Origin of the sequence: Streptomyces alboniger, from assembly GCF_008704395.1 — a bacterium.
Classification (GTDB): Bacteria; Actinomycetota; Actinomycetes; order Streptomycetales; family Streptomycetaceae; genus Streptomyces; species Streptomyces alboniger.
On record NZ_CP023695.1, the window covers coordinates 554,131 to 573,624 of the forward strand.

Genomic DNA, 19,494 nt, shown 5'->3' on the forward strand with positions numbered 1-19,494 from the left:
CTCTCGGGAAAAACCGTAGCCCGACCATCGCGATCCCCGCTGGGCCTGTGGATAACTCTTGTCGTGGCGACGTCAGAGTTGGCCGGAAGCTGACGACAGTGCTGGTCAGAGGCTCCTTCAACGCTGCTCAGAGGTCGACGGCAGGCGTGCGATCCGGCTGCCGGGCCCCCACGCCCAAGTGCTCGCCGACGCGGTTCACGAGCAGTGTCATTTCGTAGGCGACCTGCCCGATGTCGGCCTCCGCGGAGCTCAGGACACAGAGGCAGCTGCCGTCGCCCGCCGCCGTGACGAAGAGGACGGCGTCCTCGAACTCGATCATTGTCTGACGCACGTTCCCGGCGCGGAAGTGGCGCCCTGATCCCTTGGCGAGGCTGTGAAGTCCCGAGGAAACCGCGGCAAGATGCTCCGCGTCCTCGCGCTTCAGGTCCGCACTCGCACCCGTCACCAGCCCGTCGTTGGACAGCACCAGCGCGTGTCGTACGTGCTCCATCCGCTGCGTCAGGTCGTCCAGCAGCCAGCCCAACCCCGTGCTCTGCCCCATGGTCCCGTCTCCCCGCGTCCGCTCCCCCTGGCTGGAGGATCTGACCTGCCAGCCTTCCCCACGACCGGCGCCCCGGCAAGCATGATGGGGACATGGCACAGAAGATGACCGATGAACAATGGCGGGCCTTCGTCTCGCACGGCACGCGAACCGGCAAGCTGTCGACGGTCCGGGCGGACGGCAGCCCGCACATCGCACCTATCTGGTTCCTGCTCGACGGAGAAGACCTGGTGTTCAACACCGGCAAGGAAACGGTGAAGGGCCGGAACCTCGCGCGCGACGGACGCGTGGCCTTGTGCGTGGACGACGATCAACCGCCTTTCGCCTACGTCGTCCTGCACGGCCGGGCCGAGCTGATCGAGGAGATCGACCAGGTCCGGCACTGGGCGGCCCGGCTGGGCGCGCGATACATGGGCGAGGACCGAGCCGAGGAGTTCGGTAAGCGCAACGGCGTCCCCGGTGAACTCCTGGTGCGCGTGAGGATCGACAAGGTGCTCGCGTCCTTTGGAGTCGCCGACTGAGGGTTCAGCCCACCGAGTCGAGCAGCCGGGCGGCATGCATCCGCCCGGCGTACTCGACCAGACGAATCAGCACCTCCTTTCCCGAGTCGCGATCCCGTGCGTCGCACAGCACCACGGGAGTGCCGCGGTCGAGGTCAAGGGCGCGTGAGACGTCCTGCGCGCCGTACGTACGGGCGTGCGCGAAGCAGTTGACGGCCACGACGAACGGGATGCGGCGGTGTTCGAAATAGTCCACGGCCGGGAAGCAGTCCTCGAGCCGCCGGGTGTCCGCGAGGACGACGGCGCCGAGGGCGCCCTGCGAAAGCTCGTCCCACAGGAACCAGAAACGGTCCTGTCCCGGAGTGCCGAAGAGGTACAGCGACAGGCCGGACCTGATGGTGATGCGGCCGAAGTCCATGGCGACGGTCGTGGTGGTCTTGCGGTCGATGCCCTCGGTGTCGTCCACCGATTGGCCTGCCTCGCTGAGCAGTTCCTCGGTGCGCAGGGGGCGGATCTCGCTGACCGCGCCCACCAGGGTGGTCTTGCCCACCCCGAAGCCGCCTGCCACCAGAATCTTCAGCGCCATGGCGGCGGTTTCGCCGTCCGTGGCGTCAGAGCGCTCGGAGCCCATCAATCACCTCTCGGAGGATCTTTTCGTCGGGAAGCTGTGCGGGCGGTACCGGCCGGCTGACCTTGACGAAGCCCATCTCCAGCAGGTCGCCGAGCAGCACCCTGACCACGCCCACAGGCAGGTCGGCTTCGGCTGCGAGCTCGGCGACGGACTGTGTCTCGGCACGGCACAGTTCGATGAGCGCCCGGTGTTCGGGCCCGAGCGTGGTGTCGCTCCCAACGCCCGTGGCGTCGCCTTCGAGTGTCACCAGCGCGATCAGGTCGAAGCGCACGCCGCTCGGCCCCGGCTCGGTCCGCCCGCCTGTCATCGCGTAGGGCCGGACGAGAGGCCCCGCTTCATTGTCGTACCACTGGCTGCCCGCCTGAGGCGCGGAGCCGGTCGATTCGTCGGTCATGGGTACCGGCCGTTCTCGGTCATCCGGCTGCTGGAGGTTGCGCGGCGATGCGGGCGGGGGTGTGGAGGTGCTCGCCCACCCGCTTGACTAGGCGAGCCATCTCGTACGCAACGAGGCCGATGTCGGCCGTCACGGAGCTGAGGACCGTGAGGCAGGAGCCGTCACCCGCGGCCGCCACGAACAAGAACGCGTCGTCCATCTCGACCATGGTCTGGCGCACGCCCCCGGCCCCGAAATGGCGGCCCGCCCCCTTGGCGAGACTGTGGAATCCCGATGCGACGGCGGCCAGATGCTCCGCGTCCTCTCTGGTGAGGGCGGTCGAGGCGCCGACCGGTAGGCCGTCGTTGGACAGGACCACCGCGTGCCGCACCTCGTTGACGCGCAGCACCAGGTCGTCCAGTAGCCAGTCGAGTTCACCGGTCCGCCCAGCGGGAATGCTCTGGTCCTGGATCATGCGGGGTCTCCTTCGCTGCTGTCCCTGCCCGGTACGGGCCCTGAGATGTCGGGGACCGAACCGACGACACCAGGGCGCGGACCGCCGCCGCGTGCCCAGCCGTCGCGGTAGGCGGTCATGCGATCGCGCACCTGCTCGGGGCTGCGCTGCTCGTCTGCCCTGTCGTCCGTGGGGCCCCCCGCGTCGGCGGAGTGGCGCTCACGAAGTTGAGGGGCAAGACTCGCCTGCCGTAAGCGGCGGGGCAGTGCGTCCGCCGCTTCCTGGGCGTCCGCGCTCGCGATATCGAGTTCCTGGTCCCCGGCGCTCGCTACATCCCCCTCTCGGATATCGGTGCTCGCGATGTCGAGCGATCCGGCGTCGTACGGCCGGCACACGTACGGCCCGTCATCCCGGCCCCTCGGGGGCCGTAAGGCGGTGACACCTGGTGGTGGGGGTTGCGTCGCAATCGGCAAGGCGGGGTGGGATGCGGCAGCCGGAACGGGAGTGCCGTTCATGCGCCGCCCCGTGTGCGCCTCCGCGTTCTCCGCCGTGACGCTGTGCAGCAGTGCGGTGGGCAACAGCACGACCGCGGTGGTCCCTCCGTAGGGAGATGTACGCAGCTGCACCTTGATGCCGTGCCGAGCGGTGAGCCTGCTGACTACGAAGAGCCCCAGTTGGTCGCTGTCGAAGAGGTCGAGCGCTTCGGAGTGCTCGATGCGGCGGTTGGCCTCGGCGAGCATGTCCGGCCCCATGCCGAGGCCGCGGTCCTCCACTTCCAGGGCGTAGCCGTTGCCGACCGGTTCACCGCTGACGCGCACCTTGGTGTGGGGCGGAGAGAACTGCGCGGCGTTCTCGACGAGTTCGGCCAGGAGGTGCGTGAGGTCGGCGACCGCTGTTCCGAGGACCGAGGCCGTGGGGAGCTGGCGAACCTCCACGCGCGCGTAGTCCTCGACTTCGGAGACCGCCGCGCGGACCACGTCCGTCAGGGACACCGGCATCCTCCATGCCCGGCCCGGTGCGGCTCCGGAGAGGATGATCAGGCTTTCCGCGTGACGTCTCATCCGGGTCGTCAAGTGGTCGAGGCGGAAGAGGTCGCTGAGTTCGTCGGGGTCGTCGGCCCTGCGCTCCATGGTGTCGAGGAGGTTGAGTTGGCGGTGCACGAGGATCTGGCTCCTGCGGGCCAGATTGACGAACACTCCGGAAATCCCGCTGGCGAGCTCCGCACGCTCGATCGCCGCGTGCAGCGCCGCCCGGTGGACTGTGTCGAGTGCTTCGGACACCTGCCCGGTCTCGTCCTCGACGGGCGGCCTCGGCGGTGCCTCTGCATGGATGTCGATCTCCTCCCCGGCACGCAGCCGCCGCATGGCGTTCGGGAGCTTGCGGCGAGCGATCTCCAAGGCGCCGTTGCGCAGACTGACCAATTCGATGACGAGGCCTCGGCCGATGCGTACGGAGATGACCAGGGAGGCGGCGACGGCTGCGAGGCCGAGAAGAACGGCGGCGCCCGCCGGGGTGAGCACGCCGTGGGTGAACGGATCGGTCCGGTCCACGGCGCCGCTGTCCGCCGATTCCTCGATCTGGTGGAGTTCGTTCCGCACGGCTGCGTAAGTCCTTCCCCAGCCGCGCGCAGGAGCTGCAGCCAAGGCCTCGCGGCCGGGCTCCGCGGCCAGCACCTTGTCCTCGACCGCCTGTAGGTCGCCGTACTCGCTTCCCTCCTCTAGGCTGCGCCACGCGGCTCGCTCGGGCCCACGGAGGTCCGCGACCGCCGCTTGGCTCAGGGCCCTGCGGGTGTCTACGGCACCGGTGAACAGCCGGAGCCGCTTGCCGTCCAGCGTGCCGAACCGCCGTGCCGCCGCGAGCACGGCGTCCTCGCGAGCCAGCATCTCGCTCGCCCTGGAGAATTCGAGCAGCACGCGCGCGTGGGAGCCCGGTTCGGAGTCGTGCATACCAGTGAGCGCGCCACCCACGGCGAAGGCCTGCGAGATCGTTTTCGTGTACTGGGTGTACACCGCGTCCCAGCCCTTACGACGGTCCAGTACGTCGGTCCGCAGGGAGCGCAGGTTCTCGGCCCCATTCACAAACGCGCCGAGTCGATCCACCACTCCTGCCGGCAGTCCCGCTCCGTCGGCGACGGTCCGATGGTCGCCCAGGCGCAGCTTGGCCACGGCCCGGTCCGTACGCGTCGCCTGCTTCTCCAGTGCCTCACCACGGGCGGCGCCGCGTTCGGTCGCGTACCGCACGGCGGCGGCACGTTCCGCCTGGAGCGAGGTCAGGGCCGCGTCTACAGGGGCCCGCACTTCGGCGTGCACGCGCTGCAACTGCCGCAGGCGTGCCACGTCCTGTGCCGTACTGACCGTCGCGTATCCCCAAAGGGCGAGCAGCGAGACGACCGGCACCATCAGCAAGCACACGATCTTGGCGCGTACGGTGCGGGGCCGTACACGCCACCGCCCCGCGCGCGGGGGCATTTCCTGATGGTGCGGGCCGGTGAACTTCTTCTCCTTGTCGGAAAGTTCGTCGGCGGGCGGCCCGGCGTGGGCGCGGCGGCCGCGTGCCGGTGGCGACGGCGCGGTGCCGTCGTCGGAGTCGAGGTCCGGGTCAGGGTCTTGGTTTCTACGGGATGTACGCATGGCCTCCTCGCTCGTATGTGGGTCGGGGCGTCACGCCGTGGCCGCCGCCTGGGCTCGCCGCTATCGGGCCGCGGCCCGGACCGGTCGCTGGGCGGACGCGGAGGCCTCTCGCTCCCCCTCTGTGGGGGACAGCGCGACGAAAGCCAGAGTCAGGAACAGATAGGACCCGAGGCCGACGGCGAGGGGGAAAATGAACTGCATCGTCGTGGCTCCGGGCAGGGCGGCTTCGGAGGGCGTGACGCGCACACTGACCGCGAGCATCCCGGTGTAGTGCATGCTGCTCACCGCCCCGCCCATGAGAAGCGATGCCCCAGCGACCGCGAGCGCCGATTTGATATTGAGTGCGGCCCACAAGGCGGCGGTCGCCGCGACGACGGCGAAGACTACGGAGAGGCCGACGAGCACGGGGTCGTACCGCACGTCGCCGTGCAGGTGCAGGGCCGCCATGCCCAGGTAGTGCATGCTCGCGACACCCAGGCCCGTGGTGAGCCCGCCGAGCGCGAGTGCCCGCCCCCGGACCCGGCCGTACCCGACGGCGAAGACACCGGCGCCCACGACGGCCATAGCGACCAGGAGGCTCAGGGTGGTCAGCGGCACGTTGTAGTGGATCTCCGTGCCGGTGACTCCGAAGCCGAGCATCGCCACGAAGTGCATCGTCCAGATGCCGGTACCGAGCGCGGAGGCGGCGGTGATGAGCCAGTTCCTGCGTGAACGCCCCGAGGCGCCCAGCGCACGGACGGTGCAGCGCAGCCCCAGGGCGGCACCGATACAGGCCATCGCGTACGACAGCACGGGGGTAAGCCAGCCGAAGGTGGCGTGGTCCAGGTGTCCCATGGCCCAGGGACGCTAGTCCGGTCAGGGGCGCACAACGGGGGCGCATTTCGAAAGCTGGTGGAATATGACAGAGAGAGGGCACTGAACGATCGCGTGACGGTCGAACGAGTGCGCCCAACGCGCGTGCGGTTCGTGCGGGATCATGGATCGCATGAGCGACGATCCGACACAGGTCCAGGACTTCTTCACAGCCCGCGCCGCCGACTGGGACACCCGCTTCCCCGATGACGGGCCGGCCTACCAGGCCGCCGTGGCCGAACTCGGACTCCGTCCGGGCTCTCGCGTGCTCGACGCCGGATGCGGCACGGGGCGCGCCCTACCGGCCCTCAGAGGCGCCGTGGGGCCATCGGGAGTGGTACTCGGCGCCGATCTGACGCCCGCCATGCTGGAGGCCGCCAGACAGGCGGGCAGGGATCGCGACGGGCAGCTTCTGCTGGCCGACGTCGCACGGTTGCCGCTGCTGTCCGGGGCACTCGACGCCGTTTTCGGTGCCGGGCTGATCTCGCATCTGCCGGATCCGGCGGACAACCTTCGGGAGTTGAGGCGGGTGGTGCGTCCTGGCGGGCTGCTCGCCCTCTTCCACCCGATCGGCCGGGCCGCGCTCGCGGCTCGCCAGGGGCGGCAGATCACGCCGGACGATCTCCGGGCGGAGGCCAATCTCGGCTCCCTCCTCGCCGGCTCCGGCTGGCGGATGACGTCGTATGTCGACGAGGATGCCCGCTTCCTTGCCTTGGCCCTGCGCGAGGGCTGAGTGAGGCCGGGTTTCAGAACGGCGCCGGCGGGGGCGGCCTGCGAGGCGGTGGTGCAAGGGACGGTGGTGGCGCAAGGGAAGGCGTCAGGGTCGGCCCGCGACCGCAGCGGCGAACGCGTCCACGTTGTCGAACATGACGTTGTGCCCCGCTCCCGGCACGGTCACCACTCGGACTCCGGATGCCTCCAGGGCGTCGTGCCCCAGGAGTTCACCGTTCGAGGCACCCTGCAAGTAGACGCGGTCCAGGGTCAGCGCCGTCAGCATGCGGCGCATCGTGGGCCGCGTCCCCGCCATGAGTCCGACCGCGCTTCGATGCAGGGCACGGGGGTCGGCGAGGCGCATGGTGGCCGCCCAAGTGGGGCCCACTTCCTCCAGCACGCGCGCGTAGCCGCCGCCACAGGTGAAACCGTCCTCGTCGTATGCCGCAATGCCGCTGCTACCCGCCGTCATGGGCGGGTTCGGATCAAGGTTGGCCTCTGTGAGGACCAGCCGCGACACGAGGTCGGGGCGTCGGTGCGCGAGCACGATGGCCACTGACCCACCCATGCTGTGCCCGACGATTTCCGCGCCCGTAATCCGGGACTCGTCCAGGACCGCGGCCAACGCGGACGCGTGATCCTCGAGCGTGTAGCCGAAGTCGGCAGGCCGGTCACTGATGCCGTGACCGGGTAGGTCGACGAACAACGAGCGGCGGCCGACCAGTTCGGGCCTAGCGGCGATGTGCGCGTGATAGACGGTCGAGGCCGCGCCCAGACCGTGCACGTACACCCGCGCCGGGTCGGCCCCCTCAACCTCTGTCCACCGCACCCGGCTCCCCCGTGCGTCGAACCGTGTTTCACGCATAGCTGTCCCCCTGCCACCTGTCGTCCTAGTCAGGCCAGCACCTCACTTATGCCAGCCGCGAGCAACAATACATCGCTGCCGATGTATACCGTGTTCGAGGTACACCGTGCCTGTCGGAGGAGTACGGCAGAATGCGGCGCATGCTCGAATTGGCCATCCTCGGCTTCCTCTACGACGCCTCCCTGCACGGGTATGAACTGCGCAAGCGCATCACCGCACTCACCGGGCACGTACGACCCGTCGCGGAGAGCACGCTGTACCCCGCCATCAAGCGGCTGGAGAAGGCGGGACTGCTCGCCCGCGAGACACAGCCCGGAGTGGTCGCGGCGCCGCGCCACGTGCTCACTCTCACACCGGACGGCAGGCAGGAGCTGCGCGAGCGGCTCGCGGCCCCGGCACGGGGGGACATCACCGACGAGAACCGCTGGTTCACGCTTCTCGCCTTCCTGCGCCACCTGGACGACGAGGAGGCCCAGGCGGCGGTACTGCGCAGGCGGCTGGAGTTTCTGGAAGAGCCCGCGAGCTTCTTCTACGACGGCGAACGGCCGCTCAGCGCGGAAGAGCTCGACGACCCCTTCCGGCGCGGCATCCTCACGATCGCCCGCGCGACCAGCAAGGCAGAACTCGCCTGGCTGCGCACGACCTTGACGTCACTCGGCGGGGGAGGACGCTGACCCGCCCTTGTGCGGCACCGGACAGCCGCGAACCCCGGGCACCGGGAACGAGCCCAGCTCGGCGACCTCGTATCCGTCGGGGTACCCCTTGATCTCCCAGTTCTGCCGCGCGTAGTGGGGTGCGCTCCGCGGCGGCATCAGGCGTACGGCGCGCCCCCGAAGGCGGACCGCTCCCCTGACGAGCGAACAGGTGAGAGCGCCCGGCTGGTCGTAGCGGAACGCGCGCAGCAAGGGCTCGTCCAGCAGGGCGAGGGTCGCGGAGCGCAGTACTGGTGCCAGGGGGCGGGGATACCAGGAGGCCATCAGGTCGAGGGTCGCGTCGGATACCTCGCGTGCGCCCTGGTCCCAGCCGAAGTTGGCCTCTTCGTAGTCATCGAGGCACTTCTCGAACTCTTCGTAGGAGCCAGGGATTTCCTTGATGCCCATGTGCTGGCCGAGGGTGCGGTAGTACACCGCGGCAGCTGCCGTCTCGTGACACGAGAGCCTGCGCCAGCCGTAGGAGTCGATCCACCGCTTGGGCATCACGACGAACGTGCACAGGACGTAGCGCATATCGTCATTGCTGATGTCGTAACTGCGGTGCATCTGGTTGATACGACGGATGGCGGTGCGGCCCTCCTCGCTCCCGAATCCGTGCTCCACGACGGCGTCGAGGAGCAGGGCGGTGTCGTCGTACCTCTTCTGTGTACGGCCCGTCAGTTCGGCTGTCTCAGCAAGCAGTCGGCCGATGCTGGGCACGGCATAGGTGCGGTAGAGGGCGAGTTCGAGTGCGCGCGTATAGTCCCAAGGGAATTCGAACGTCGCGGTGAGCCGGTAGATCTCGAGGAAGTCCCTTTCCGGATCGAGGCGCCTGATCTGCTCGAGCCGCTCGAAACGCTTCACCGCGCAGTCCCCCTTCTGTGACCGGAGTACCAACTCTACGTTGGTAAGGGGCGGATGAGTGATCAGCGGGGAAGCCGTACCGGGGGAAGGTAGACCACATGATTGACAGGTTTCGAAAGTTCTGGCGCACCGGCAAACGCGAAGAGGGCGAGCGCACGCAGGACCTCGACAAGCACAAACGCCCGCACAATCTCTTCGAAGCCGCAGCTGTCTACGTGGCGGCTTGCGCCGAGGACGATCAGGACGAGATGGACGAGGCCACGGGGTGGGTCTCGCCCGAGGCTCTGTCCTTCGGTGTCAGTGAGCTCGCGTGCCGGGCTGTCATCGCTCTCGCGCGGGAACGTGACGAGTCGCCTCGGGACGTGGCTCGTACGCTCCTTGGCCTGCCCGCCGCCTGAATTCCGTCGCACCCAGGGGGCCGGAACGGGTCGGTCCGGTACCGGTTTCCTGGTCGCCCACCCCTCGACGATCTCTGGGGCGACTGGTTAGGGTGCGCCGACAGGTGAAGCAACGGGAGGCTGCCATGGCCGGGACGGACGACGCTGCCGCCGACGACGCGCTGTACGTGCTGACGGCGGCTCTCCTGACGCCGGCGAAGTTCCCCAGCGTGCTGGGTGACGACTATCCCGAGGCGTGCGAGGCGCTCGGCCTCCCACCGCTCGCCGCCGGGTACGGGCTGGTGCTCGGCCAGGACAGCGACGGCGCGCGATGGACGGTCGTCGTCGACGATGTGTCGCTCGTGGCCGTGGCGATCGCCTCCTGGGACTGCGGCATGGAGTACGACCTGTCCCCCGACAGCCGTACGATCGTCGCCGCGCTGGCGGGCTGGCCCCTCGCGGTCGCCGTCTCGGCGCCGGGCGTTCCTACTCCACATGACCCGGGTCCGGATGCCGACGAGGCGGGCCGCCAGCCGCTCGCACCACCGGAGTCGGATGTCTGGGGACCGGCTCAACGGCGGCTCGGCGCCGATGAGATAGCGCTGCAATGGGCGGCCTGGCGAGAGCAGATCGACGACGCCGACTTCGTGATGGACGGCTCCCCGGACGCCTCCCCGACGGACGCTGCGAAGAAGCCGCTGACCGGCGTCCGGCGTGTCCTCGCCGAAGCACGCGCCTACTTGGAGACTGCCCCGCCTCTGGGTCGGGTACGGTCATCCTTCGCCTCCGGGGACGCCCGCACTCTGCGGGCCGACGGCCCCGGCTGGTCCATGGTCGCCAGGACCGACGACATCGCGTTCGTACTGCTGGACGAGGAGCCCGGAGAGGTCCTGCCCGTAGGCCGCGGGCCCGAGCTTCCGGCGCTCTTGAAGTCCCTCGACGAGATCGCGGTCCGCCCGTCCTGAGCGCGGTCTACCGCGGCCTCAGCGCCCTATCTCCTTGCTCGTCACCCGGCGCAGCCTGCGCCGCTGTCCGGAGTCGAGCGCTAGATAGGCCGCCGCGGGGACTCCGAACACGATCAGGAGTGCGGCCCACCATGGCAGCCAGAACAGCATGATGATCCCGGCCGCCGCACCTCCTGCGGCGATCTTCGCGTTCCTCGACATGTGTGTCGCCTCCTTCGCGGCTGGTGCCGCTCTCTGTCTGGGAAAACGGGATCGGGCCTCCTACGGTTCCAGGTCGCGCCCCTGAGAGACCCCCGAGAGAGCCCGGAGAAACCCCTGAGAGATCTCCGAGAGATCCCCGAGTCGGCCCTACTGGACTCCTCCGCCTACTCGACGCGCAGGGGCTCCCCGACCTCATACATGTGGCGCAGCACCTGCCGGTAGGAATCGACGAATCCCGCTTCCGTATAGGACATACCCACCGCGTCACAGTGCTCGCGCACGACGGGTCGGACGAGGCGCAGCTGAGGGCGGGGCATGCTGGGAAACAGGTGGTGCTCGATCTGATAGTTGAGTCCGCCGAGGAACCAGTCGGTGAGCAGGCCGCCGCGGATGTTGCGCGAGGTGAGAACCTGCCGGCGCAGATGGCCCCAGCGTTCGCCATCCGGGTCGGGCATTTCCATGCCCTTGTGGTTGGGCGCGAAGGCGAGCCCGAGATGCAGGCCGAACAGCGCCTGGTGGATCGCGGCGAACGCGATCGCGTGGCTGAGCGGCATGGCGGCGAGCAGAAGCGTCACGTATCCGGCGAGGTGGGCGACGAGAAGGGCCCCTTCCACCACGCGCTCGCGCGGAGCCTGCCGTCGCAGGTCCTGGAAGCCATAGACCTTCATGGCGATTCCCTGGAGGAGCGTCAGCGGGAAGAAGAGCCAGGCCTGGTTGCGGGTGAGCCAGCGCCGGAAGCCCACGCGGACCGTCGCCTGCCCGCGGGTCCAGACGAGGACGTCCGCGGCGACATCGGGGTCCTTGTCGACGTGGTTGGGGTTGGCGTGGTGCCTGTTGTGCTTGTCGTTCCACCAGGCGGAACTCATCCCGAGCAGGAGATTGCCGTGCACGAGACCGATGATGCGGCTGATGGGCCGGTTGCCGGTTATCTGCGCGTGCCCCGCGTCGTGGCCGATGAACGCCGTTCGGGCGCACAGGACGGACAGCACAGGGGCAAGCAGCAGCACCCACCAGGAAGCTCCGACGAAGAACATTCCGGCCCCTACAGCCACCAGCGCCAGAGCGTTGACCGCGATGGTGCGGGTGTACCAGCCAACGCGGCGATCCAAGAGGCCCTGCTCCTTGACGGTGCGCAGGAGTGGTGCGAAATCGCTTCCGGCGGGCTGTTTGCGGGCACCGACCGAAGGGCGTTCCGCGACTGCTGCCTGGGGCATGGATGGATCTCCGGTCTGCGTGACGACGGGCTGACCTGATCAAACGTATGTTTCAGTGACCCGTGGCAACCATGGCGCCACCACCCGTGTTCCGCGGGGGGCCAGCACCGGCCGTCAGGGGGGTTGAATACACCCCTCCCCCAGGCCACGTGATCGGGCTCACTATCGAGGCTCTCCCACTGAGCGCCCGTCGTGATGTACTCTCGGCCGCTCCGGTCTCAGTAGTCAAATTTGAGGAACGCGCCATCGCCGTGCCCAGGCTCCCTGTCGTCTCCCCCTCCGAGATCTCCGAACTGTCGCGCTGCTCGGTGCTCTTCGTGCCCGCCGATCCCGCGCGCGGAGGGCGGATCGCCTTCTGGCACCCAGAGGGCACCGCACCGCCTTCGATCACTGACGCCACCTTCGAGGAACTGGCCGTCGCCGTCCCTACGGAAGATGGCGTCGAGCTCAGCGCCGTGCCCGCCGTCCTGCTTCCCGTACGCGCCGCGCTGCCGGTCCTCACGCGCGCGCGTGCCGCGTCGGAGACACACCCGACGGCCGCCTTCTGGGGGGCGGCGGGGGTCCTCGCACTGCAACTCGTGGCCCGCGGACTGCTGTTGCCGGGGCTGACCCCGAGCGATCACGACGCCTGGCGCGTCGGCCCCTTGGGAGCCGAGGACCTACAGCGACTGCGTGATCTCGCCGCGGCGATGCCACCGGCCGCCCACGCCCTGCCGTTGGACGCCGCCGCGCCGCTGCGCCTGCCCGAGCCGGAGCGCCTGCTGCTCCAGTTCCTCAACGCCGTGGCCGACACTCTGCCGCGCTCCCCCGCGGCAGCCGTAGCCGCGGGCGGGCCGGTCTTCGCGTCCATGGCGCCACAGCACGTTCCCGAGCAGCGGCCCTGGTCCACGGACGTGGCAGCGGGGCACGACGCGGGGGTGCGGATCTCGCTGCGCGTCGAGATCCCCGGCCTCGTCTCGGTCACCGAGGACGGCACCCGGCTGCCCTTCCGTGCCGTCCTGCAACTGCACAGCGTCAGCGATCCCGCGCTCGTCGCGGACGCCGCCGAGGTGTGGGCCGGGACCGGGGGCCAGGCCTTCGGCACGCAGTCACGCATGGATGCCCTTCTCGCGCTGCGACGCGCCACGCGCGCGTGGCCGCCGCTCACCCCGCTCCTTTCGGCTGCCGTACCCGACGCCATCGACCTCGCGGACGAAGAGGTCACCGAACTCCTGGGCGAGGGTGCCCGGATGCTCGCGGTCGCGGGCGTCGATGTGCACTGGCCGAGGGAGTTGACGCGCAGTCTCACCGCTCGCGCGGTCATCGGCCCGCAGGACGGCGAACAGGGCAGCGAGGAGAAGGGCCCGGACAAGCTGGCGTCGAACACGCCTTCCTTCCTCTCCTCCGACGCCCTTCTCGCCTTCAACTGGCGCTTCGCGCTGGGCGACCAGCAACTGACGCGCGACGAGCTCGACCGTCTCGCCGAGGCGAACCGCCCCGTGGTGCGCCTGCGTGACCAATGGGTACTGATCGACCCCGAGGAGGCGCGCCGCGCCCGGGACCGGGCAGACCGCAAGGTCACCCCGATCGACGCCCTCAGTGCTGCCCTGACCGGCTCCACCGAGGTCGGTGGGCAACGCGTCGACGTCGAGCCGACAGGGTGGCTCGCCACGTTGCGTGAACGGCTCGCGGACCCGGAGGGCATGGAACCCGTCGGCCAGCCCGAGGGGCTCGCGGCGGAGCTTCGCGACTATCAGCTGCGCGGCCTGAACTGGCTGGCGCGGATGACCTCGCTCGGTCTCGGGGGCTGTCTCGCCGACGACATGGGTCTCGGCAAGACCATCACGCTGATCTCCCTGCATCTGCACCGCCGGACCCAGGAGGACACGGCGGGGCCCACGCTGGTGGTCTGTCCGACGTCGTTGATGGGCAACTGGCAGCGCGAGATCGAGAAGTTCGCACCCGGCACGCGCGTACGACGATTCCACGGAGCCCAGCGCAGTCTGGAGGGTCTGGCGGACGGCGAGTTCGTACTCACGACCTACGGAACGATGCGGCTCGACTCGGAGAGGCTGGGCCAGACTCCCTGGGGCATGGTCGTCGCCGACGAGGCACAACACGTCAAGAACCCGTACTCGGCAACGGCGAAGCAGTTGCGCACCATCAGGGCACGCGCGCGCGTAGCGCTCACCGGCACCCCCGTGGAAAACAACCTCTCCGAGCTGTGGGCCATCCTGGACTGGACGACTCCCGGTCTGCTCGGCAAACTCAGCACCTTCCGCACGCGCTACGCGCAGGCCGTGGAGTCCGGCGCGGATCCGGGCGCAGCCGAGCGCCTCGGGCAACTCGTGCGGCCGTTCCTGCTGCGTCGGCGCAAGTCGGACCCGGGGATCGCACCGGAGCTGCCTCCGAAGACGGAGACCGACCGCGCCGTCTCGCTCAGCGCGGAACAGACAGGGCTCTACGAAGCCGTGGTGCGGGAAACGCTCGCGGAGATCTCCGGGGCCGACGGTTTCGCGCGCCGCGGGCTGATCGTCAAGTTGCTCACCGGCCTCAAGCAGATCTGCAACCACCCGGCGCAGTACCTCAAGGAGAACGAGCCGCGGATCCCGGGGCGCTCCGGAAAGCTGGAACTGCTCGACGAGTTGCTCGACACGATCCTCGCCGAGGACGCGAGCGTGCTCGTCTTCACGCAGTACGTACAGATGGCGCGGCTCATCGAGCGGCATCTGGCGGACCGTGGCGTCCCGTCGCAGTTCCTGCACGGCGGCACGCCCGTCGCCGAGCGGGAAGCCATGGTGGAGCGCTTCCAGGACGGCGAGGTCCCGGTCTTCCTGCTGTCCCTGAAGGCGGCGGGTACGGGGCTGAACCTGACACGGGCCGAGCACGTCGTGCACTACGACCGCTGGTGGAACCCCGCCGTCGAGGCGCAGGCCACCGACCGTGCGTACCGCATCGGTCAGACGCAGCCGGTGCAGGTGCACCGGCTGATCGCGGAGGGCACGATCGAGGACCGCATCGCCGGGATGCTGCTGCGCAAGCAGGAGTTGGCCGAGTCCGTTCTCGGTTCGGGCGAGGCCGGTCTCACAGAATTGACCGATGCCGAACTGTCGGACCTGGTGGAGCTGCGAGGGGGCACGCGATGAGTGACATCCATGACGAGGTGTACGGGGCCGAAGGCGGTGACAGGCGCGCCGACGGCGCAGCTAACGAGCGTACGTTCGAGGCTTTGCCGCCCGCGCACGGGCGGGGCTTCGCGCAGACCTGGTGGGGCCAGGCCTGGTTGAAGGCGCTCGAGGACACGGCCCTGGACTCCGGTCAGCTCAAGGCGGGGCGTCGGCTCGCGCGCGCGGGTGCCGTGGGCGCCGTCTCGGTGCGGCCCGGCCGCATAACGGCGGTCGTCCAGGACCGCGACGGCACGCCGCACCGTTCCGACGTACTGCTACAGGAACTGAGCCCGGAGGAATGGGACCGCTTCCTGGGGATGGCCATCGAGCGGGCAGGGCACATCGCGGCGCTCCTCGACCGTGACATGCCGCCGCACTTGGTGGAGGACTCCGCCGCGGCGGGTGTCGAACTTCTGCCGGGTATCGGCGACCTGGAGCCGGAGTGCGATTGTGAGGCGTGGGACCACTGCGGGCACACGGCCGCGCTCTGTTATCAGGTGGCGCGGCTGCTCGACCAGGATCCCTTCGTGCTCTTGCTGATGCGGGGCCGTGGGGAGCGCGAGCTGCTCGATGAACTGCACGTGCGCAGCCTCACGCACGCCGACGCCCCCCAGCAGTGTGAGGACTCCCAGGACGCGGCTCCAGAGGGCGTCAGCGCCGAGGAGGCGTACGCGGACGGCGCAATCCTGCCTCCGCTGCCCGGGTTGCCCGCGCTGCCGTCCGAGCCGGGTCGGCCGCCGACGCTCGACACGGAGACCGAGCCCGCGCAGGACCTTGATGTTGCCGCGGTCGAGTTCCTGGCGGCACAGGCAGCCGTCGAGGCCTACCGCCTGCTGGCCGACGCACTCGCTCCAGGGCATAAACGGCACACGGCCGAGGACGAGCTGACCGCGTGTGAGGACGCCGTACGCCTCGCCGCCGCTGATCCGGGGCCGACGGTCGAGGCCCGGCTGGCGACGGTGTCCGAGCGCGGCCGTAGCGACCTCGCGCTCGCCGTCCAGGCCTGGCGGTACGGGGGCCGGGCCGCACTCCGCGTACTCGAGGAGGACTGGGTGCTCAAGGAGGATTCACTGGCACGCGCGCGTGCCGCACTCGAAGCGGCTTGGGACGAAGGTGAACGTCCGGAGCTGCAGGCTTCCCGCAATCGGTGGACCGTGGTCGGCACGGACGTTCAGCTGCGCCACGGGCATGACGGCCGATGGTGGCCCTACCGCAAGGAGCGGGGCCGCTGGACTCCGGCAGGGCCTGCGGCCCACGATCCGGCGACTGCGTTGGCCATGGCGAGCGGCAGCGAGTGAGAAGGGCGCGTTCGGCTCGCGGATGACGCACGGCCGCGCGGGGCCTGCGGAGGACGTGCGACGGTGTCCGGATCGACGCTTGGCCGAAAAGTACGCGGCGCTCACCGGCGTGTTCGCGCCGGGCACCCGTGCGCCGGGAACACCGGCGCACGCACTCCCCCTGGCCAGCGATTGAGCGCGGCCGGGTCATCCGCGAGCGTGGATGAGGTCGATCAGGGAGGTCTGACGGCACGAGCCGTCCCCAGGATCGGCAGCGGGGCGCGGGACGTGTCAGCTCTGTCGGCGCGGCCTATGTGAAGGGGGTGACCCGGGCACCGCGCCCCATCGCGCTGAACGGACCGGTGATCGCCGACGTCGTCTCCTGCCCCTCGCGGGAGGCGCCGTCGGCCCGTCCCCAATTCAGGGGGTCGCCGTCGACGGCCGTCAACCGCGCGCTCCCAGGAGGTGGTCCATGGCCAGCTGGTCGAGGCGTTCGAACGCCATCCCGCGCGCGGCGGCCGCTTCCACGTCGAAGACCTCATAGGCGCCCCGATCGGCGAGCAGCCCGGAGAGTCCGTCATCGGCCGTGGGCAGCGCCAGGGCGTCGAGGCGGGACACCCTCAGTGCCTCGCGCACCTCGGGGTCGGCACGGAAGGCGGCTGCGCGCTCGCGCAGGATCAGGTAGGTGCGCATACATCCGGCAGCCGATGCCCACACCCCTTCGTGGTCCTCCGTACGGGGCGGCTTGAAGTCGAAGTGACGCGGTCCGTCGTAACCGCCCCTCTCCAGGAGGTCCACCAGCCAGAAGGCGCTGCGCAGATCACCGGCGCCGAACCGCAGGTCCTGGTCGTACTTGATGCCGGTCTGGCCGTTCAGGTCGATGTGGAAGAGCTTGTCCGCCCAGAGTGCTTGGGCGATGGAGTGCGGGAAGTTCAGCCCCGCCATTTGTTCATGGCCCACTTCAGGGTTGACGCCGAACAGTTCGGGCCGCTCCAAGCGCTCGATGAAGGCGAGGGCGTGCCCGACTGTGGGCAGCAGGATGTCGCCGCGTGGCTCGTTCGGCTTCGGCTCGATCGCGAACCGCAGGGCGTAGCCCTGGGAGGTGACGTACTCGGCGAGCAGGTCGAAGGCTTCCTTCATGCGGTCGAGCGCGTCGCGTACGTCCTTCGCGGCGCCGGATTCCGCTCCTTCCCTGCCGCCCCAGGCGACGTAGGTGTGTGCTCCCAGCTCCACCGCCAGGTCGATGTTGCGGATCGTCTTGCGCAGCGCGTACCGGCGTACGTCGCGGTCGTTGGCGGTGAACGCGCCGTCCTTGAAGACGGGGTGAGTGAACAGGTTCGTGGTCGCCATCGGCACGACCAGGCCTGTCGCGTCGAGTGCCTGCCGGAAGCGCTTGATGTGGCCTTCGCGTTCCGTGTCGGACGACCCGAAGGGGATCAGGTCGTCGTCGTGGAAGGTCACTCCGTAGGCGCCCAGTTCGGCGAGGTTGCGCACCATCTCGGCTGGGTCGAGGGCGCTGCGGGTGGCGTCGCCGAACGGGTCACGCCCCTGCCAGCCGACGGTCCACAGGCCGAAGCTGAACTTGTCCTCAGGAGTGGGCTGGTGGTTCATGTGCGGCTCCCTCGACTATCGACTATTTCGTCATGGCCCTTTACAAATTAGTGTCCGGAGGCTCCGCTGGGAAGGTCGGGAAGGAAACTCCAGGACGCACCCGAAGAGCCGAAGGAAACGGAGACCGCCATGTCCTCAGCGCCATCAACCCAGGGACCTCTTGTCGTCGGCGTGGACAGCTCCACACAGTCCACCAAGGCACTGGTCGTCGACGCGGCCACCGGCCGGGTCGTGGCAAGCGGCCATGCTCCGCACCACGTCACTACGGGCGAGGCGCGCGAGAGCGACCCCCAGGAGTGGTGGGAAGCGCTGTGTGCGGCTCTGCGACAGTGTGGCCCCGCGGCCAGGGAGGCCGCGGCGGTTTCCATCAGCGGCCAACAGCACGGACTGGTCACGCTCGACAAGAGCGGGCGCCCCGTGCGGCCCGCTCTCCTGTGGAACGACGTGCGCTCCGCCGCGCAGGCACGGTCTCTCCTGGAGCGGTTCGGCGGCCCAAAGGAGTGGGCTGATCGGGTGGGCAGTGTGCCGGGGCCCTCCTTCACCGTGACGAAATGGGCCTGGCTCGTCGAGCACGAGCCGTCCGCCGCCCGCTCCACGGCATCCGTGCGCCTGCCCCACGACTACCTCACCGAACGCCTCACAGGACTCGGTACGACCGACCGGGGTGACGCTTCGGGAACCGGGTGGTGGGCATCGGCTTCGGAGACGTACGACGAAGAGATCCTCGGCATGGTGGGGCTCGATCCGGCATTGCTGCCCCGCGTGGCACGCCCCGGAGAGGTGGTCGGCACGGTGCACGTCGGCGATGAACTGCCGTTCTCCAAGGGCACGCTGGTCGCGCCCGGCACCGGTGACAACGCGGCGGCCGCCCTGGGGCTCGGCCTGCGCCCCGGCACCCCGGTGTTGAGCCTCGGCACCTCGGGCACGGTGTACGCGGTCTCCCGGCACCGCCCCGCGGATCCGACAGGTACGGTGGCGGGCTTCGCCGACGCGCGGGATGCCTGGCTGCCCCTGTCCTGCACTCTCAACTGCACACTGGCCGTCGACCGGATGGCCGCGCTGCTGAGCCTGGACCGCGAGGCGGTGGCACCGGGAGGCGCCGTCACGCTGCTGCCCTACCTGGACGGTGAGCGGACGCCCGACCTCCCCCACTCCACCGGGATGGTGCACGGCCTGCGCCACGACACCACACCCGGGCAGCTGCTCCAAGCCGCGTATGACGGGGCCGTGCACTCACTGCTCGGCGCTCTCGACCTCGTCCTGGACCAGGACGCCGACCGGTCGTCCCCGCTGCTGCTCATCGGAGGCGGAGCGCGCGGCACGGCCTGGCAGTACACCGTACGTCGCCTCTCCGGCCGTCCCGTTCAGGTGCCCAAGGCACGAGAACTGGTCGCACTCGGTGCTGCCGCGCAGGCCGCCGGCCTCCTCACCGGCGAGGACCCGAGCGCGATCGCACGGCGCTGGGGCACGGCCCAGGGGCCCGTGCTCGACCCCACGGAGCGCGACGACGAGACGCTGTCGCGGATCTCCGGGGTACTCTCCGACGCGGCGCCGCTCCTTGACAGGGCGCCCCGTGGGGAGTGAGGACCG

The 19,494-nt window shown here is 69.6% G+C and carries 19 protein-coding genes; 8 read left to right on the plus strand and 11 right to left on the minus strand.

Annotated elements, in window-relative coordinates; genetic code table 11:
• Positions 1 to 127: 127 nt before the first annotated feature.
• Positions 128 to 541 carry a roadblock/LC7 domain-containing protein gene (locus tag CP975_RS02390; protein WP_055528835.1) on the minus strand — a complete coding sequence of 138 codons (414 nt, stop codon included), beginning with the start codon at positions 539 to 541 and terminating at the stop codon, positions 128 to 130.
• 92 nt (positions 542 to 633) lie between these two features.
• Here CP975_RS02390 and CP975_RS02395 point away from each other — a divergent pair, with 92 nt between their 5' ends.
• Entirely contained in the window at positions 634 to 1,062 is a 429-nt protein-coding gene (locus tag CP975_RS02395) for a PPOX class F420-dependent oxidoreductase (protein WP_055528834.1), read from the plus strand.
• A gap of 4 nt (positions 1,063 to 1,066) precedes the next feature.
• Here CP975_RS02395 and CP975_RS02400 read toward each other — a convergent pair whose 3' ends face one another.
• Genes CP975_RS02400 through CP975_RS02420 form a run of 5 tightly spaced genes read right to left on the minus strand, consistent with a single transcriptional unit; the run spans position 1,067 to position 5,963 of the window.
• Positions 1,067 to 1,672: a GTP-binding protein gene (locus CP975_RS02400; RefSeq protein ID WP_030776944.1), complete on the minus strand. Its 606-nt coding sequence runs from the start codon at positions 1,670 to 1,672 to the stop codon at positions 1,067 to 1,069.
• The gene (locus CP975_RS02405; protein WP_055528833.1) at positions 1,653 to 2,066 is read right to left on the minus strand and encodes a DUF742 domain-containing protein; all 414 of its coding nucleotides are present in this window, start codon (positions 2,064 to 2,066) and stop codon (positions 1,653 to 1,655) included. The genes CP975_RS02400 and CP975_RS02405 overlap by 20 nt, the downstream gene beginning before the upstream one ends.
• A gap of 19 nt (positions 2,067 to 2,085) precedes the next feature.
• Positions 2,086 to 2,520, minus strand: coding sequence for a roadblock/LC7 domain-containing protein (locus CP975_RS02410; RefSeq protein ID WP_055528831.1), 435 nt, complete (start codon positions 2,518 to 2,520; stop codon positions 2,086 to 2,088).
• Positions 2,517 to 5,129, minus strand: coding sequence for a sensor histidine kinase (locus CP975_RS02415; protein ID WP_055528830.1), 2,613 nt, complete (start codon positions 5,127 to 5,129; stop codon positions 2,517 to 2,519). Before CP975_RS02415 ends, CP975_RS02410 begins: the two co-directional genes overlap by 4 nt.
• Positions 5,130 to 5,189: 60 nt before the next feature.
• Positions 5,190 to 5,963, minus strand: coding sequence for an MHYT domain-containing protein (locus CP975_RS02420; protein WP_055528828.1), 774 nt, complete (start codon positions 5,961 to 5,963; stop codon positions 5,190 to 5,192).
• A gap of 151 nt (positions 5,964 to 6,114) precedes the next feature.
• Between CP975_RS02420 and CP975_RS02425 the strand changes: the two genes are divergently transcribed.
• Complete coding sequence (locus CP975_RS02425; RefSeq protein ID WP_055528854.1) at positions 6,115 to 6,714, plus strand: class I SAM-dependent methyltransferase; 600 nt, start codon at positions 6,115 to 6,117, stop codon at positions 6,712 to 6,714.
• Between the two features lie 84 nt (positions 6,715 to 6,798).
• Here the strand turns inward: CP975_RS02425 and CP975_RS02430 are convergent, their stop codons facing one another.
• Positions 6,799 to 7,557 carry an alpha/beta fold hydrolase gene (locus CP975_RS02430; RefSeq protein WP_055528827.1) on the minus strand — a complete coding sequence of 253 codons (759 nt, stop codon included), beginning with the start codon at positions 7,555 to 7,557 and terminating at the stop codon, positions 6,799 to 6,801.
• A 140-nt stretch (positions 7,558 to 7,697) separates the two neighbouring features.
• Between CP975_RS02430 and CP975_RS02435 the strand changes: the two genes are divergently transcribed.
• On the plus strand, positions 7,698 to 8,231 hold the full coding sequence (locus CP975_RS02435) for a PadR family transcriptional regulator (RefSeq protein ID WP_055528853.1): 534 nt from the start codon (positions 7,698 to 7,700) through the stop codon (positions 8,229 to 8,231).
• On the opposite strand, the gene CP975_RS02440 is transcribed toward CP975_RS02435, so the two are convergent.
• Positions 8,208 to 9,113, minus strand: coding sequence for an oxygenase MpaB family protein (locus CP975_RS02440; protein WP_055528826.1), 906 nt, complete (start codon positions 9,111 to 9,113; stop codon positions 8,208 to 8,210). The two genes, CP975_RS02435 and CP975_RS02440, sit on opposite strands and share 24 nt — an antisense overlap.
• Before the next feature lie 98 nt (positions 9,114 to 9,211).
• Here CP975_RS02440 and CP975_RS02445 point away from each other — a divergent pair, with 98 nt between their 5' ends.
• Positions 9,212 to 9,511, plus strand: a complete 300-nt coding sequence (locus CP975_RS02445; protein ID WP_055528824.1) for a hypothetical protein — start codon at positions 9,212 to 9,214, stop codon at positions 9,509 to 9,511.
• A 125-nt stretch (positions 9,512 to 9,636) separates the two neighbouring features.
• Positions 9,637 to 10,455 carry a hypothetical protein gene (locus CP975_RS02450; protein WP_055528823.1) on the plus strand — a complete coding sequence of 273 codons (819 nt, stop codon included), beginning with the start codon at positions 9,637 to 9,639 and terminating at the stop codon, positions 10,453 to 10,455.
• Positions 10,456 to 10,473: 18 nt separating this feature from the next.
• Here CP975_RS02450 and CP975_RS02455 read toward each other — a convergent pair whose 3' ends face one another.
• Both CP975_RS02455 and CP975_RS02460 read right to left on the minus strand, forming a co-directional pair.
• Positions 10,474 to 10,656, minus strand: a complete 183-nt coding sequence (locus tag CP975_RS02455) for a hypothetical protein (RefSeq protein ID WP_055528822.1) — start codon at positions 10,654 to 10,656, stop codon at positions 10,474 to 10,476.
• Positions 10,657 to 10,820: 164 nt separating this feature from the next.
• Positions 10,821 to 11,870 carry a fatty acid desaturase family protein gene (locus tag CP975_RS02460; protein ID WP_055528821.1) on the minus strand — a complete coding sequence of 350 codons (1,050 nt, stop codon included), beginning with the start codon at positions 11,868 to 11,870 and terminating at the stop codon, positions 10,821 to 10,823.
• Between the two features lie 251 nt (positions 11,871 to 12,121).
• Here CP975_RS02460 and CP975_RS02465 point away from each other — a divergent pair, with 251 nt between their 5' ends.
• Positions 12,122 to 14,995, plus strand: coding sequence for a DEAD/DEAH box helicase (locus CP975_RS02465; RefSeq protein WP_055528820.1), 2,874 nt, complete (start codon positions 12,122 to 12,124; stop codon positions 14,993 to 14,995).
• Positions 14,992 to 16,314 (plus strand): SWIM zinc finger family protein, encoded by a 1,323-nt coding sequence (locus tag CP975_RS02470; protein ID WP_055528819.1) that lies wholly within the window; start codon positions 14,992 to 14,994, stop codon positions 16,312 to 16,314. The genes CP975_RS02465 and CP975_RS02470 overlap by 4 nt, the downstream gene beginning before the upstream one ends.
• A gap of 423 nt (positions 16,315 to 16,737) precedes the next feature.
• On the opposite strand, the gene xylA is transcribed toward CP975_RS02470, so the two are convergent.
• Positions 16,738 to 17,904, minus strand: coding sequence for a xylose isomerase (xylA, locus tag CP975_RS02475; RefSeq protein ID WP_055528817.1), 1,167 nt, complete (start codon positions 17,902 to 17,904; stop codon positions 16,738 to 16,740).
• A 129-nt stretch (positions 17,905 to 18,033) separates the two neighbouring features.
• Here xylA and xylB point away from each other — a divergent pair, with 129 nt between their 5' ends.
• Positions 18,034 to 19,488, plus strand: coding sequence for a xylulokinase (gene xylB / locus CP975_RS02480; protein ID WP_055528815.1), 1,455 nt, complete (start codon positions 18,034 to 18,036; stop codon positions 19,486 to 19,488).
• The last annotated feature ends 6 nt before the right edge of the window (positions 19,489 to 19,494 follow it).